Here is a 15,066-nt window from a genome sequence, read left to right as displayed (position 1 = left end):
CACCACCGTCCAGCGAACCGGGGTCCGCACCTCGATGTCCGTGCAAAGTCATCCTGAATTCCCCCAGCACGTCGTCACGGCGGTGCTCGTCTCGCACGACGGCGAACGCTGGCTCCCCGAGGTGCTTGCGGGCCTGCTCGGCCAGGACCGCCCGGTCCAGGACGTCATCGCCGCCGACACCGGCAGCGCCGACTCCTCGGCCACCCTGGTCAGCGATGCCTTCGGCCCCGAGCGCGTGCTCCACCTCGCCCGCCGCACCGGCTTCGGTGCCGCCGTCGCCGAGGCGGTGCGCACGGCGCCCGTGCTCACCCCGGACGACCTGCCCTACCTGAAGCGGCCGAACGCCTGGGACCCCACCACCCGGACGTGGAACAACGACGTCTACGACCTGCCCGAACTCCCGCACGGGGAACCGGTGCACTGGCTGTGGCTGCTCCACGACGACGCGGCCCCCGCGCCCGACGCGCTCCTCGAACTGCTGCGCCAGGCCGACGCCAGCCCGTCCGCCGCCGTGATCGGCGCCAAGCTCCGCGGCTGGTACGACCGCAGGCAGCTGCTCGAGATCGGCGTCTCCATCGCCAACAGCGGCCGCCGCTGGACCGGACTCGACCGCCGCGAGCAGGACCAGGGCCAACACGACCAGGTCAGGCCGGTCCTCTCGGTCTCCACCGCCGGCATGCTCATCAGGCGCGACGTCTTCGACCGGCTCGGCGGCTTCGACAGGCGCCTGCCGCTGATGCGTGACGACGTCGACCTCTGCTGGCGCGCCCAGGCCGCGGGGCACCGGGTGCTGATCGCCCCCGGCGCCGTCCTGCGGCACGCCGAGGCCGCCTCCCGCGAGCGCCGCACCATCGACTGCGGCGGCCGGCTCGGCGGCAGCCCGCACCGCGTCGACAAGGCCGCCGCCGCCTACACGCTGCTCGTCAACGCCCGCACCGCGGTGCTGCCCTGGGTCCTCTTCAGGCTCGTCCTCGGCACCCTGCTGCGGGTCCTCGGCTACCTCGTCGGCAAGCTCCCGGGCCGCGCCCTCGACGAGGCCGCCGGCCTGCTCTCCACCCTGCTGGTGCCGGGACGCGTCCTCGGCGCCAGGCGCCGCCGCCGCGGCATCGTCGACCCGGGCAGCGACCCCAAGGAGCTCCGCCCCTACTTCCCGCCGGCCGGCGCCACCGTCCGCGCCACCGTCGAACAGGTCGTCAGCAACTTCTCGGGCCGCTCGGAGCCCGCCGCCTCCTCCGGCGGTCGGCACGGCGCCGTCGAGTCCGGGCCGACCGACGACGAGGCGGACTCCCTGGACATCGAGCAGTTCGCCCGGGTCAAGCGGCTCGCCCGCCGCCCGGGCCCCATGCTCTTCCTGGTCCTCTTCCTCGCCTCGCTGCTCGCCTGCCGCGAACTGCTCGGCTCCGGCGCCCTCACCGGCGGCGCCCTGCTGCCCGCGCCCGGCGAGGCCGGCGCCCTGTGGGACCGCTACCTGGAGACCTGGCAGCCCGTCGGCACCGGCGGCGACGCCTCGGCCCCGCCCTACCTCGGCCTGCTCGCGCTCCTCTCCAGCCTGCTGTTCGGCAGCCCCGGGCTCGCCCTGTCGCTGCTGCTGGTCGCCTCCGTGCCGCTCGCCGGCCTCAGCGCCTACCTCAGCTCGACGCCGCTGGTGATGTCCCGGCTGCTGCGCGCCTGGGCCAGCGTCGCCTACGCCTTCCTGCCCGCCGTCACCGGCGCCCTGGCCGCCGGCCGGGTCGGCACCGCCGTGCTCGCCGTGCTGCTGCCGCCGCTCGCCCGCACCGCCGTCGCCGCCGCCGGGCTCGCCAGCCCCACCGGCCGCGGCTCCTGGCGGGCCGCCTGGGCCTGCGCCCTGCTGCTGACCTTCGCCACCGCCTTCACCCCCGTCGTGTGGCCGATGGCCGTGCTGCTCGCCGTGCTCGCCCTCGCCCTGCCGCTCCGTCAGGAGCCGGGGCTGCGCCGCGCCCGCGCCCCGCGCCTCGCCGCCGCGCTGCTCACCCCCGCCGTGCTGCTCGGCCCCTGGTCCTGGTCGGTGCTGCTGAGCCCGTCCGACTTCCTGCGCGAGGTCGGGCTGCCGTTCACCACCTCCCAGGCCGGCGCCTTCCAACTGCTCAACATCAACCCCGGCGGCCCCGGCACGCCAGGGACCTGGCTGCTCACCGGCCTGGTGCTCGCCGCGCTCGCGGCGCTGCTGCGCGCCGAGCGGCGGCTCGCCATCCTCAGCGCCTGGGCCTTCGCCCTGGTCGGCCTCGTCTTCGCCGTCTGGTCGGACGGCGAGGGGTGGGCGGGCCCCGCCACCCTGGTCTACGGCCTCGCGCTGCTGGCCGCCGCGGTGCTCGGCGCCGACGGCGCCCGCTACCGGGTCGCCGCGCAGAGCTTCGGCTGGCGCCAGCCGGTCGCCGTCGCCATCGCCGGCGCCTCGGCCGCGGGCCCGCTGCTGGTCGCCGCCGGCTGGATCCTCTCCGGCGCCGCCGGGCCGCTTGAGCGCGCCAACCCCGTGCAGGTGCCGGCGTTCGTCGCCGAGGAGAGCTCGACCCGCGACCAGGCCCGCACCCTGGTGCTGGCCGGCGGCTCCGGCGCGGACGGCGGCGCGCCGGGCCGCGTCGACTACACCCTGACCCGCGGCTCCGGCGCCCGCCTCGGCGACGCGGAGCTCGCCGAACTCGTGGGCGACGACACCGACCTGGGCATCGCGGTGGGCAACCTCGCCGCCGGCTCCGGCGCCGACCAGACCGCCGTGCTCGCCGAGTACGCCATCCGCTACGTGCTGGTCAAGGACGGCTCGCCGCGCGGCCTCCAGCGCGTCCTCGACACCACCCCCGGCCTCCAGCGCCTCAGCCAGGAGGACGGCAGCGCCCTGTGGCGGGTCGACAGCGAGGTCTCCCGCGTCACCGTGCTCCCGCCCGAGGAGGGCGAGGGCGCCGACGCCGAGCCCGTGCCGATCTCGGCCGACGCCGTCGAGGTGCACGCCGACCTGCCGGAAGGACCGGCCGGCCGGGTCCTGCGGCTGGCCGACGCCGCCTCGCCCGACTGGCGGGCCACGCTGGACGGCACGCCGCTGACCCCCGTCACCCTCGGCTGGGCGCAGGGCTTCGAGCTGCCGGAGGGCGGCGGCCGGCTCGACATCGTCCACGAGACGCCCACCGGGCACACCCTGTGGGTGTGGACCCAGGGCTTCGCGCTGCTGGTGCTGACCGTGCTCGCGCTGCCCGGCCGGCGCCGCGAGCTCGACGACGACCTGCCGGAGGAGGAGGCGCCGCCCGCCGAGGCCCCCCAGGGCCGCCGGGCCCGCCGCATCGCGGCCGCCGAGGCCGAGGCCGAGTCGGCCGCCGCCCCGCCGGCTGAGGAGCCGCGGCTTCCGGAGCCCGAACCCGCCTACGTCCCGCAGCAGGCGGCCCAGGCCCAGGACCAGTGGGCCGACACCGGCTACCAGGACCACGCCGCCTACCAGGACCAGTACCAGCAGGCCCCGTACCAGCCCGGCTACCAGCCCGAGTACCAGGACCCGGCGGCCTACCCGCAGACCGGCCAGCCGATCCCACGGCAGCCGGGCCACGACGGCTGGGGCGACCAGGGCTACGACCAGAGGTATGTCGCGCCGTATGACTATCCGGGCGACCACGGCGACGGGAGCGACCAGCGGTGAACCGCGCGACCATGTCCCTGCTGGCCGGCGTCGCCGCGCTGGCCGCCATCACCGGTGTGGCCGCGCTGCGCCCGGCCGACGGCACCGAGCTGCGGACCCTTGAGTCGCGGTCGCCCCGCCCGGTCGAGCGCAGCGCGCTCACCTGCCCGCGGCCCAGCTCCTCCGAGTTCGCCACCACCTGGTACACCGCGTTCACCCCGCCCGCGTCGGCACCCGAGGCCGCCGCGGATGAGGGGGGCACCGCCGAGCTGCTGCCCGCCCCCGAGTACTCGCCCGGCTCCGCCGACGAGGACGAGAACGCCGAGAACGGCGGGACCGGCGAGGAGACCGAGGCCGAGCCCGTGGCGCCGCTCGCCGAGCCGGGCGCGCCGGTCACCGTCACCGTCTCCGACGCGGGCGCCCCCGCGCTCACCGGCACCGCCGAGGCCGGCCTGGCCCCCGGCTGGACCGTCCAGCAGACCACCCGCGTCGACGCCGGCACCGGCCGCGGCCTGCTCGGCACCGCCTGCCAGACCCCCGACACGGAGTTCTGGTTCGCCGGCGCCAGCACCGCGGAGAGCCGCCACGACTACGTCCACATCACCAACCCGGACGCCGCCGCCACCGTCGTCGACATCGAGCTGTACGGCCCCGAGGGCCGCGTCGAGACCGACACCCCCGAGGGCTTCACCGTCCCCGGCGGCACCACCGTCCCGGTCCGGCTCTCCACCCTGACCGACGAGCCGATCGGCGACCTGGCCGTGCACGTCACCGCCCGCACCGGCCGGATCGGCGCCCAGATCGAGGCCGTCGACGACCAGCGCGGCGCCGACTGGCTGCCGCCCGCCACCGCGCCGGCCGGCGGCCCCGTCGTGCTGCCCGGCATCCCGGCCGAGGCCACCGGCGTCCGGCTGGTCGCGTTCGCGCCGGGCGACGAGGACGTCACCCTGGAGGTGGGCCTGGCGGGCCCCGGCGGCACCATCACCCCGGCCGGCTTCGAGACCGTGTCACTGCGCTCGGGCGAGCTCACCGCCCTCGACCTGGGCAACCTCACCCAGGGCGAGGCCAGTTCGCTGGTGCTGACGCCCGCCGGCGGTTCGGACTCAGGACGTGTGGTCGCCGCGCTCCAGGTCGTCGGGGGCGAGGAGGGCGCCGCCGAGATGGCGTTCATCCCCGCCACCTCCCCCGTCGAGGAGCGGGCCACCGTCTCCGGCAACACCGGCTCCGGCACCACCCTGGCGCTGGTCGCCCCGGGCGACGCGGTCGAGGTTTCCGTCACCATCTCCGCCGGCACCGAGGGCGGCGAGCCGGTCACCGAGACCTACACCGTCGACGGCGCGACCACCCTCACCGTCGGCCCGGAGATCCCCGACGGCACCCAGGGCAGCTACGCGATTACCGTGCAGCCGAGCGGCGCCCCGCTGTACGCAGCCCGGACCCTCACCATGGGCGACTCGGACGCCCGCGTCTTCACCGTCCAGACCCTTCCCGACGACCGCTCCGCCGTCGAGGTCCCCGACACCGACCAGGACCTGTCGATCATGCTCGACTGACCCGCCGCGGCCGCACTCCCGCCCGGCCCCTCACTCCCGCCCGGCCCCTCACTCCTGTCCGTACCTGGGGTCGACCGACTCGGGCGCGAGCCCGAGCAGGTCGGCCGCCTGCTCCACACACACCTCGTGCACCAGCTGCGCCCGCTCCTCGCGGTCCCGGCTGCGCAACTCCACCGGCCTGCGGTAGACCACGATCCGGTCCGGGCGGCCGCGCCGGCCCCGCACCACCCCGCCGAGCGGCACCGCGTCGACGGGTTCGGGCGTCTGGCCACCGCCCAACCAGGGCACCTCCTGCACCGCGAAGTCCACCGAGGCGAGCTGCGGCAGCCGCCGCCGCAGCCGCTCGGCGGAGTCGTGCACGAGGGAGTCGAAGGTCTCGGCGCGGCTGGCCGCGAGCGGCACCTGCGGAGGCGCCACGGGACCGCGCATGCCACGGCCGTGCCGGTCCCGGTGCCGGTGGCCGGCCGGTCCTGAAGGAGCCGGGGGGACGCTGCTGGATTTGTCCATCAACCATCGACCATAGAGGACGGAACGCCCGGAGGTCAGAACGCGCGGCACCCGGCCGCACGGGACAACGCGGGACCTCCCAGGCGAATCCCCACAGCGCGGACGCCCCAGGGACGACACGGCGGGGTGACGCCGCCCCGAGTCGTCGCGGCCCGCTCAGGAGTGCGGTACGGTCCAACATCGTGAGCCCCGTCCGTCGCTGTTCGCGCACCGCGTGCGCCCGCCCCGCCGTGGCGACGCTGACATATGTCTACGCGGACTCCACCGCCGTCCTCGGCCCCCTCGCGACCTACGCCGAGCCCCACTGTTACGACCTGTGCGCCGAGCACTCGGAGCGGCTGACCGCCCCCCGCGGCTGGGAGGTCGTCAGGCTCGCCATCGACTCCGCCGCCGCCCGGCCCAGCGGGGACGACCTCGAGGCGCTGGCCGACGCGGTCCGCGAGGCCGCCCGCACCCCGTCGCGCCCGAGCCCCCCGCCGCCGGGACCGCCGCCGCGGGGCGCCGACCCGATGGAAGTGGCCCGCCGCGGCCACCTGCGCATCCTCCGGTCCCCTGACTCGTAACAGCCGCCCGGTACATTGGCGATGGAGCGCTCACCTCACACCAGCCACCATCGCCACCTCCTCGACTCAGACAAGGGGTCAGCTGTGCCGGACCTGTCCCAGATCGTCAAGGCGTACGACGTCCGCGGCGTGGTTCCCGACCAGTGGGACGAGCGCCTCGCGAACCTGTTCGGCGCCGCGTTCGTCGAGATCACCGGCGCCGACGCCATCGTCGTCGGCCACGACATGCGGCCCTCGTCCCCCGGCCTCGCCGCCGCCTTCGGCCGCGGCGCCGCCGCCCGCGGCGCGAACGTCACCGAGATCGGCCTGTGCTCGACCGACCAGCTCTACTACGCGAGCGGTGCCCTCGACCGGCCGGGCGCCATGTTCACCGCGAGCCACAACCCGGCCCGCTACAACGGCATCAAGATGTGCCGCGCCGGCGCCGCGCCCGTCGGCCAGGACAGCGGCCTCGCCGACATCAGGGCCCTCGTCGAGCGGTGGGCCGAGGAGGGCGCGCCCGAGTCCGTCGCCGAGCCTGGCACCGTCGAACAGCGGAACGTGCTCGCCGACTACGCGGCCCACCTGCGCTCCCTGGTCGACCTCAGCGGCATCCGCACCCTGAAGGTGGTCGTCGACGCGGGCAACGGCATGGGCGGCCACACCGTGCCCACCGTTCTCGGCGGACTGCCCCTGGAGGTCGACCCGCTCTACTTCGAGCTCGACGGCACCTTCCCCAACCACGAGGCCAACCCGCTCGACCCGGCCAACATCGTCGACCTCCAGGCCCGGGTCAGGGAGACCGGCGCCGACATCGGCCTCGCCTTCGACGGCGACGCCGACCGCTGCTTCGTGGTCGACGAGCGCGGCGAGCCCGTGTCGCCCTCCGCCATCACCGCCCTCGTCGCGGCGCGCGAGCTGGCCAAGTCCCCGGGCGGCACCGTGATCCACAACCTGATCACCTCCTGGTCGGTGCCCGAAGTGGTGCGGGAGAACGGCGGCACCCCGGTCCGCACCCGCGTCGGCCACTCGTTCATCAAGGCCGAGATGGCCCGCACCGGCGCCATCTTCGGCGGCGAGCACTCCGCCCACTACTACTTCCGCGACTTCTGGAACGCCGACACCGGCATGCTCGCCGCGCTCCACGTGCTGGCCGCGCTCGGCGAGCAGGACCGGCCGCTGTCCGAGCTCGTCGCCGCCTACGACCGCTACCCGGCGTCCGGCGAGATCAACAGCACCGTCGACGACCAGGCCGGCCGCGCCGCCGCCGTCCGCGCCGCCTACGCCGACCGCTCCGACGTCACCCTCGACGAGCTCGACGGCCTCACCGTCACCGCCGCCGACTGGTGGTTCAACCTCAGGCCGTCCAACACCGAGCCGCTGCTCCGGCTGAACATCGAGGCCCGCGACGCCGCCACCGTCGACAAGGTCCGCGACGAGGTCCTGGCCATCGTCCGCGGCTGAGCCACCGCACCGCCTCGGCGTGCCGCCCCCGACGGCCCGGTTCCGGTGCCGGGGCGGCACGCCTGCGGGTAGGGTGATCAGCGGAGAAGAACCGCAGGAGGACGCCATGTCACTCGTCGAAGCCGCCCTGCTCGACATCCTCGCCTGCCCGGTCTGCCACGCGCCGCTGCGCGAGGCGGACCAGGAGCTCGTCTGCACCGGCGACGGCTGCGGTCTGGCCTACCCCGTGGAGGACGGCATCCCGGTCCTCCTGGAGGACGAGGCCCGCAGGGCCGACTGAGCCCGGCCCGCGGCCCGCGGCCGGCGCCCCTCGAGCACGCAGCGCACGCATCGGAGAGCCCCGCATGATCGACGAATCGCTGCTCGACGCCACCGAGGAGCTGCTGCGCGCCGACCCGCGCGGCCTGCTGCGCGCGGTCGCCGCGGCCGGCGCCCACGTCCGCACCGCGGTCCGCGGCGCCGAGGAGTCCGAGCTGACCAGGCTCCGCCCCGAGGGCCGCCCCGGCACCGTGCTGGTCGCCGGCTCGGGACCCGAAGCCCGGCTCGTGGCCGACCTGTACGACGCCCTCGCCGAGGACGGCCTGCGCGCCGCCCGGCTCCGCCCGACCGGGGCCCTCGCCGCGCCGGGCGCGCTCACCTGGCCGCTGCCCCGCTGGGCCGGCCCTCTCGACCTGCTGCTCATCACGTCGGCCGAGGGCACCGAGCCCGGGCTCTCCCTGCTCGTCGAGGCCGCCCACCGGCGCGGCTGCGCCATCGTCACCGTCACCCCGGCCGGCTCCCCGCTCGCCGACGCCACGCGCAACCGCCGCAACCTCGTCATCCCGCACAGCCCCTCGCCCCACCACGAGCCGGCCGCGCACCCCGGCGCCCCGGGCCCGGGCTGGGCGCTCGTCGCCCCGCTCCTGCTGCTCGGCGACCGGCTCGACCTCTTCGAGGCGGACCGCGAGTCGCTGCTCGCCATGGCCGACGCCCTGGACGCCGTCGCCGAGCGTTGCGGCCCCACCAGCCGCACCCACGGCAACCCGGCCAAGACCCTGGCCGCCGAGTTCGCCGCCGCGCTGCCGCTGCTGTGGAGCGAGGGCCCGGTCGCCCGCGCCGCCGCCCGGCACGCCGCCGCCACCCTCACCGGGCTCGCCGGCCGCCCCACCCTCACCGCCCCGCTCCCCGAGGCGCTCACCGCGCACGGCGCGCTGCTCGGCGGCGACCTGGCCCCGGGCGCCGGCGACCCGGACGACTTCTTCCGCGACCGCGTCGACGAGCCGGCCCCGCTGCACGCCCGCGTACTGCTGCTGCGCGGCCCGCTCCCGGAGACCGAGGGCGAGACCGCGGGCGCCGCCGCGGCCGCCCGCCAACTCGCGTTCGAACAGGGCACGGCCTTCGGCGAGTTGGAAACCTCGGCCACCGCCGGCCCCGACCCCGCGCCCAACCCGCTGGTCGTCGCCGCCGAACTGATCGCCCAACTCGACTTCGCCGCCGTCTACCTGGCCCTCGCCGCCGGCCCCCGCACCTGACCCGGGCCGCCCCGGACCAAGCAGAAGGAACCACCCCCGATGGACCGCCTCACCAACACCGTCCGCCCCTACGCCTGGGGTTCGCCCACCGCCATACCGCGACTGCTCGGTGTCGAGCCCACCGGGGAGCCGCAGGCCGAACTGTGGATGGGCGCCCACCCCGGCGCCCCCTCCCGCCTCGACCGGGGCGCCGGTCCCGTCTCGCTCGCCGACGTGATCGCCGCCGACCCGGCCGGCGAGCTCGGCGACGCCACCCTGACCGCCTACGGCCCCCGGCTGCCGTTCCTGCTCAAGCTGCTCGCCGCCGAGACGCCGCTCTCCCTCCAGGTCCACCCCGACCTGGCCCAGGCCGCGGCCGGCTTCGCCGACGAGGAGGCGCGCGGCGTCCCCGTCGACGCCGCGCACCGCAACTACAAGGACGCCAACCACAAGCCCGAGCTCATCTGCGCCCTCACCCCCTTCGACGGCCTCTGTGGCTTCCGCCCGGCCGCCGAGACCGCCGAACTCCTCGACGGCCTCGGCGTCGACGAGCTCAAGCCCTACGCCGACCTGCTGCGGGCCCGGCCCGAGGGCGACGCGCTGCGCGAGGTCCTCACGGCCGTCCTCACCGCCGACCCGGTCGCCATGGCGGACACCGTCCACAAGACCACCGAGGCGCTCGCCGCCGGCACAGGACCTGATCACGCCGCCTACGCCGAGGCGGCCCGCCACTACCCCGGCGACCCCGGCGTCGTCGCCGCCCTGCTCCTGAACCGCGTCCGACTCCAGCCGGGCGAGGCCCTCTACCTCGGCGCCGGCGTCCCGCACGCCTACCTCAGCGGCTTCGGCGTCGAGATCATGGCCAACTCCGACAACGTGCTGCGCTGCGGCCTCACCCCCAAGCACGTCGACGTCCCCGAACTGCTGCGCGTCGTCCGCTTCGAGGCCACCGAGCCCGGCGTGCTGCGGGCCGGCGGCGACCCCGACCAGGAGTACCCCACGCCCATCGGCGAGTTCCGGCTCAGCCGGCACGTCCTGGACGGGCGCGCGCCCACCCGCACCCTGCCCGCCGGCACCCCCGGCATCCTGCTGTGCACCGCCGGCCGGATCGCGCTGCGCGACCGCGACGGCGCCCGACTCGACCTGGCCGCGGGGGAGTCGGCGTACGTGTCGGCCACCGAGACCGTCGACGTCGGAGGCGAGGGCACCCTCTTCCGCGCCACCACCGCACCCACCCCGGCGGCCGCCTGACACGGCCGGGATCTTCCGGTGCCGCTGGGGCGCCGCCGCCATCCGGTGTAGATTCGGCAGAGTCATTACGTCGCTGCTGATGGCAGTCGGGCGCCCCGAGCGGGCCGCCCGGCCGAGGGGAAAGAAGGCCCTCCGACGGACCGTGAAGCCCGGGCGAGCGCACACGTGTGCCCGTCCGCCGCCGCACCCTGTCCGTGAACACTCACCGCTGTGAGGAGCAAGCCGTCATGACGACGAGCGCCAACGACGCTCAGACCCCCCTGGACGCCAAGGACTTCAAGGTCGCCGACCTCTCGCTGGCCGCGTTCGGGCGCAAGGAGATCACCCTCGCCGAGCACGAGATGCCGGGCCTGATGGCGATCCGCGAGGAGTACGCCGCCGCCCAGCCGCTCGCCGGCGCCCGGATCACCGGCTCCCTGCACATGACCGTGCAGACCGCCGTCCTCATCGAGACCCTGGTGGCCCTCGGCGCCCGCGTGCGCTGGGCCTCCTGCAACATCTTCTCCACCCAGGACCACGCGGCCGCCGCCATCGCCGCCGCCGGCATCCCCGTCTTCGCCTGGAAGGGCGAGACGCTCGAAGAGTACTGGTGGTGCACCGAGCAGGCGCTCACCTGGGACGACGCCCCCTCCGGCGGCCCCAACATGATCCTGGACGACGGCGGCGACGCCACCCTGCTCGTGCACGACGGCGTCGAGTACGAGAAGGCCGGCAGGGTGCCGGACCCGGCCACCGAGGCCTCCAACGAGGAGCACCGCGTCATCCTCGAACTGCTCACCAGGACCCTGGCCGAGAACCCGCAGAAGTGGACCCAGGCCGCCGCCGACATCCGCGGCGTCACCGAGGAGACCACCACCGGCGTGCACCGGCTCTACGCGATGTTCAAGGAAGGCACCCTGCTCTTCCCGGCCATCAACGTCAACGACGCCGTCACCAAGTCGAAGTTCGACAACAAGTACGGGGTCCGCCACTCGCTGGTCGACGGCATCAACCGCGGCACCGACGTCCTCATCGGTGGCAAGACCGCCGTCGTCTGCGGCTACGGCGACGTCGGCAAGGGCTGCGCCGAGTCCCTCCGCGGCCAGGGCGCCCGCGTCGTGGTCACCGAGGTCGACCCGATCTGCGCCCTCCAGGCCGCCATGGACGGCTACCAGGTCGTCCGCCTCGAGGACGTGGTGGAGACCGCCGACATCTTCATCACCACCACCGGCAACAAGGACATCATCCTCGCCTCCGACATGGCCCGGATGAAGCACCAGGCGATCGTCGGCAACATCGGCCACTTCGACAACGAGATCGACATGGCCGGCCTCGCCAAGATCCCCGGCATCGTCAAGGACGAGATCAAGCCCCAGGTCCACACCTGGACCTTCCCCGACGGGCACAACATCATCGTGCTCTCCGAGGGCCGCCTGCTGAACCTGGGCAACGCGACCGGCCACCCGTCGTTCGTCATGTCCAACAGCTTCGCCAACCAGACGATCGCCCAGATCGAGCTCTTCACCAAGACCAGCGAGTACCCCACGGGCGTCTACACGCTGCCCAAGCTGCTCGACGAGAAGGTGGCCCGCCTCCACCTGGACGCCCTCGGCGCCCGGCTCACCGAGCTGCGCCCCGAGCAGGCCGAGTACATCGGCGTCCCGGTCGAGGGCCCCTACAAGCCCGACCACTACCGGTACTGAGCCACCACCGACCCGGAAGGCAGGCGCCCGGCCGACCACCGGCCGGGCGCCACGCCCCACCACCTCCCCATGCCACGCGGCCGCTACCTGCTGCACGATCCCGCCGACGGGACCCCCCTCGGCGAGGAGCACTTCCAGTGCGCCCCCGGGCCCACCGGCTGGCGCTACGTCTCCCGCCTCGACGACCCCGCCGGCCGACCCACGGGCGCCGTCGACCTCACCCTCGACCACCTCGGCCGCCCCGTCCGCCTCGAACTCCGCTCCGCCGACTGGCAGGTGCGCGGCGCCGCCCTCGACGGCGTGACCTGGGTGCGGATGGCCACCACCGGCGAGCGGGCCACCGAGGGCAACGCCGCGGCCCGCGCCTTCACCGGCGCCTCACCGGCCTTCGCCGTCGCCACCGCCCACCTGCTGCGCCTCACCCCCGAGGAGCCGAGGGCCCGGATCCGCCTGGTCGCCCTGACGCCGCCCGTGCTCGCCCCGCGCACCCACGACGAGGCCTGGACCCTGCTGGGCACCGAGACCCACCCCACCGACAGCGGCCCGCTGACCGTGCGCGCCTACCAGGTCGACGACCAGGAGACCGGCGAACGCCACACCGTCCACCTGGCCGGCGACGTCGTGCTCGCCGCCCCCGGCATCGAGCTCGCCGACCTGGACTCCCCGCCGTCCCCCACCATCGCCGCTACGCCGGGGGAGTGAACCCACCCGCCCGGGGCGCCTCCCCGGGCCGCTCGGGTATCTCCCGCCGGTGGACCGCCTCGACCGGCGCCGCCTGAACCGGCGGCCACGGCGCCTGGACCGCGGGCGGCGCCGGCTGAACCGGCTGCCCCCCGAAGACCCGCGCCGCCTCCCGCCGCTGCCGCTCGGCCACCAGCGCCGCCAGATAGGCCGCCGGCGGCATCCCCTGCGGAGCCGGGACCCCGACCGAAGCCATCACGTCGTTCGCCAGCCGCGCCGACATCGACCAGGCCACCCCCTGGTCCAACTGCCCCAGCCGACCGAGCAACTGCCGCGCCGCCAACCACAGCTGGTCGGGCACCCGGGACAGGTCGAGCTGCGCGAACTCCCCGGCGATCCACGGCGGCGGCGGAGGCAACGGCGCCGCGGCCGTGACCGGCAGCCGCTCCCTGACCACCAGCGTCCCCCCGAACACGTCGCCGAGCCGCCGCCCCTCGGCGGACACCAGCGAGGCGATGCACGCCACCGAGCCCGCCGTCAGCAGGATCTCGACGAAGCCCACGGCCCCCCGCACCAGCGCGTGCCGGAACCGGACCGGCCCGCCGTCCACCCGCACCACCCGCAGCCCGAACACCAGCTTCCCGAGCGACCGGCCCTTGCTCAGCGTCTCCACCGCGATGGGCACCCCCACCAGCACCAGCAACAGCAGCGCCACACCGACCGCGTCCGCCGTGGCCGTGCCGAGCGAGAGCACCGTGCTCAGCAACACCACCGACAGCAGCAGATAGCCGCCGACGACCACCACCAGGTCGATCACGAGCGCCATCAGCCGACTCGGCAGCCGCGCGGGCTGCAGCCCCAGCACCACCGCGTCGCCCGTCACCAGCTGGCTCATCCGGCATCCCCCTTCCACTGGACAGTCTGACATCGGCGTCTGACAAGCTTCAGGACATGGACCTCGACGTGTTCACCGCGGCCCACCGCGCCGAGTGGGACCGGCTCGAAGCCCTGCTGCGTCGCCGGCGCGCCCGGCTCAGCGGCGCCGAGGTGGACGAGCTGGTCACGCTCTACCAACGCACGGCCACCCACCTCTCCCAGCTCCGCTCCTCCGCACCCGACCCCGCGCTGGTCAGCCGCCTCACCACCCTGGTGGCCAGGGCCCGCAGCGCCGTGGTCGGCAGCAGGAAGGCCACCTGGCGCGACGCCCTGCACTTCTTCACCGCGGGCTTCCCCGCCGCCTGCTACCGCACCCGCCACTGGTGGGTGCCGACCGCCCTGGTGTTCACGCTGCTGGTGGCGGCCTTCGGCTGGTGGATCGCCGCCAACCCGGAGGTGCGCCTCGCGATGGCAGCCCCCGCGGAGCTCCGCGAGATGACCCGCCCGGGCGGCTCGTACGAGACCTACTACTCCAGCAGCCCGGCCGCCGCCTTCTCCGCCCAGGTGTGGACGAACAACGCGCAGGTCGCCGGTCTCTGCCTGGCCTTCGGCGCGCTGCTCGGGCTGCCCGTGCTCTGGGTCATGCTGCAGAACGTGGTCAACGTGGCCGCCGGGGTCGGCCTGATGGCGTCCGCCGACCGTCTCGACGTCTTCCTCGGCCTGATCCTCCCGCACGGGCTGCTGGAGCTGACGGCCGTCTTCGTCGCCGCCGGCGTGGGGCTGCGCCTCGGCTGGACGGTGATCGACCCAGGGCCGCGCACCCGTGGCACCGCCCTGGCCCAGGAGGGCCGGGCGGCCATCGGCATGGCCATCGGACTCGCCGCCGTGCTGCTGGTGTCGGGCCTGATCGAGGGCTTCGTCACCCCCTCGGGGCTGCCCACCTGGGCCCGCATCGCCATCGGCGTGGTGGCCGAACTTGCCTTCCTCACCTACGTCTTCGTCCTCGGCCGGCGGGCCGCGGCCGCCGGTGAGACGGGCGACCTGGCGGCGGCCGACCGGGCCGCGGAGGCCCCGGTCGCCGCCTGACCGCCGCCGTGGCTTGACGTCGCTCCTTCCGAGGCGTAATGTTCTCCGAGCTGCCACAAAGCCGCCGGTCACTCCGGAGCGCGAGTGGAAGCAATCCCGCCACCACGTGTGGCACTCACTGCGTCTGAACGCTCTGCCCGCGAGGGTTTGTTTTGGGTTCCCTGAAACAGCTTCTCCGGGGCCGGATTTGGAATCCGGCGGGAGATGGTTCTAAAGTAGTGAACACCGAAGGGAAGCCCGGAGGGGCCCGAAAGGGAACCGAAGGTAGCGTCCGTTCCTTGAGAACTCAACAGTGTGCCAAGAAGTCAATGCCAG

The 15,066-nt window shown here is 75.0% G+C and carries 12 protein-coding genes; 10 read left to right on the top strand and 2 right to left on the bottom strand.

Annotation, left to right across the window (positions count from 1 at the left end; all coding sequences use genetic code 11):
* The first annotated feature begins 34 nt into the window (after positions 1-34).
* Entirely contained in the window at positions 35-3,640 is a 3,606-nt protein-coding gene (locus tag ACFWI8_RS15750) for a glycosyltransferase family 2 protein (RefSeq protein WP_387090925.1), read from the top strand.
* Positions 3,637-5,172: a DUF5719 family protein gene (locus ACFWI8_RS15745; RefSeq protein WP_387090922.1), complete on the top strand. Its 1,536-nt coding sequence runs from the start codon at positions 3,637-3,639 to the stop codon at positions 5,170-5,172. The genes ACFWI8_RS15750 and ACFWI8_RS15745 overlap by 4 nt, the downstream gene beginning before the upstream one ends.
* Positions 5,173-5,220: 48 nt before the next feature.
* Here ACFWI8_RS15745 and ACFWI8_RS15740 read toward each other — a convergent pair whose 3' ends face one another.
* Complete coding sequence (locus ACFWI8_RS15740) at positions 5,221-5,679, bottom strand: metallopeptidase family protein (protein WP_387090919.1); 459 nt, start codon at positions 5,677-5,679, stop codon at positions 5,221-5,223.
* 179 nt (positions 5,680-5,858) lie between these two features.
* Here ACFWI8_RS15740 and ACFWI8_RS15735 point away from each other — a divergent pair, with 179 nt between their 5' ends.
* The 7 genes from ACFWI8_RS15735 (at position 5,859) to ACFWI8_RS15705 (ending at position 12,810) form a co-directional block, all read left to right on the top strand.
* Complete coding sequence (locus tag ACFWI8_RS15735; protein ID WP_311602023.1) at positions 5,859-6,242, top strand: DUF3499 domain-containing protein; 384 nt, start codon at positions 5,859-5,861, stop codon at positions 6,240-6,242.
* Positions 6,243-6,326: 84 nt separating this feature from the next.
* Entirely contained in the window at positions 6,327-7,685 is a 1,359-nt protein-coding gene (locus ACFWI8_RS15730; RefSeq protein WP_387090917.1) for a phosphomannomutase/phosphoglucomutase, read from the top strand.
* A 106-nt stretch (positions 7,686-7,791) separates the two neighbouring features.
* On the top strand, positions 7,792-7,965 hold the full coding sequence (locus ACFWI8_RS15725; RefSeq protein ID WP_311601955.1) for a Trm112 family protein: 174 nt from the start codon (positions 7,792-7,794) through the stop codon (positions 7,963-7,965).
* Between the two features lie 64 nt (positions 7,966-8,029).
* The gene (locus ACFWI8_RS15720) at positions 8,030-9,196 is read left to right on the top strand and encodes an SIS domain-containing protein (RefSeq protein ID WP_387090913.1); all 1,167 of its coding nucleotides are present in this window, start codon (positions 8,030-8,032) and stop codon (positions 9,194-9,196) included.
* Between the two features lie 39 nt (positions 9,197-9,235).
* Positions 9,236-10,426: a mannose-6-phosphate isomerase, class I gene (gene manA / locus ACFWI8_RS15715; protein ID WP_387090910.1), complete on the top strand. Its 1,191-nt coding sequence runs from the start codon at positions 9,236-9,238 to the stop codon at positions 10,424-10,426.
* Positions 10,427-10,653: 227 nt separating this feature from the next.
* A complete protein-coding gene (gene ahcY / locus ACFWI8_RS15710) occupies positions 10,654-12,108 on the top strand; it encodes an adenosylhomocysteinase (protein WP_387090908.1) in 1,455 nt (484 codons plus the stop codon).
* Positions 12,109-12,177: 69 nt separating this feature from the next.
* Positions 12,178-12,810, top strand: coding sequence for a hypothetical protein (locus ACFWI8_RS15705; protein WP_387090906.1), 633 nt, complete (start codon positions 12,178-12,180; stop codon positions 12,808-12,810).
* On the opposite strand, the gene ACFWI8_RS15700 is transcribed toward ACFWI8_RS15705, so the two are convergent.
* Positions 12,794-13,684 (bottom strand): RDD family protein, encoded by an 891-nt coding sequence (locus ACFWI8_RS15700; protein ID WP_387090904.1) that lies wholly within the window; start codon positions 13,682-13,684, stop codon positions 12,794-12,796. The genes ACFWI8_RS15705 and ACFWI8_RS15700 overlap by 17 nt on opposite strands.
* Positions 13,685-13,740: 56 nt before the next feature.
* Here ACFWI8_RS15700 and ACFWI8_RS15695 point away from each other — a divergent pair, with 56 nt between their 5' ends.
* Entirely contained in the window at positions 13,741-14,751 is a 1,011-nt protein-coding gene (locus tag ACFWI8_RS15695) for a stage II sporulation protein M (RefSeq protein ID WP_387090902.1), read from the top strand.
* Positions 14,752-15,066: the final 315 nt, after the last annotated feature.

The organism is Streptomyces sp. NPDC127098 (genome assembly GCF_042722465.1).
In the GTDB taxonomy this organism is placed as follows: Bacteria; Actinomycetota; Actinomycetes; order Streptomycetales; family Streptomycetaceae; genus Streptomyces; species Streptomyces millisiae.
The sequence above is the reverse complement of the archived record's forward strand: the minus strand, read 5'-3'. Positions and strand labels throughout refer to the sequence as shown.

Excerpts from the sequence above, each read along its gene's own strand:
- ACFWI8_RS15725 (WP_311601955.1), top strand. The coding sequence starts at position 7,792 with ATGTCACTCGTCGAAGCCGCCCTGCTCGACATCCTCGCCTGCCCGGTC.
- manA (WP_387090910.1), top strand. The coding sequence starts at position 9,236 with ATGGACCGCCTCACCAACACCGTCCGCCCCTACGCCTGGGGTTCGCCC.
- ACFWI8_RS15705 (WP_387090906.1), top strand. The coding sequence starts at position 12,178 with ATGCCACGCGGCCGCTACCTGCTGCACGATCCCGCCGACGGGACCCCC.
- ACFWI8_RS15750 (WP_387090925.1), top strand. The coding sequence starts at position 35 with ATGTCCGTGCAAAGTCATCCTGAATTCCCCCAGCACGTCGTCACGGCG.
- ACFWI8_RS15720 (WP_387090913.1), top strand. The coding sequence starts at position 8,030 with ATGATCGACGAATCGCTGCTCGACGCCACCGAGGAGCTGCTGCGCGCC.
- ACFWI8_RS15695 (WP_387090902.1), top strand. The coding sequence starts at position 13,741 with ATGGACCTCGACGTGTTCACCGCGGCCCACCGCGCCGAGTGGGACCGG.
- ahcY (WP_387090908.1), top strand. The coding sequence starts at position 10,654 with ATGACGACGAGCGCCAACGACGCTCAGACCCCCCTGGACGCCAAGGAC.
- ACFWI8_RS15740 (WP_387090919.1), bottom strand. The coding sequence starts at position 5,679 with ATGGACAAATCCAGCAGCGTCCCCCCGGCTCCTTCAGGACCGGCCGGC.
- ACFWI8_RS15700 (WP_387090904.1), bottom strand. The coding sequence starts at position 13,684 with ATGAGCCAGCTGGTGACGGGCGACGCGGTGGTGCTGGGGCTGCAGCCC.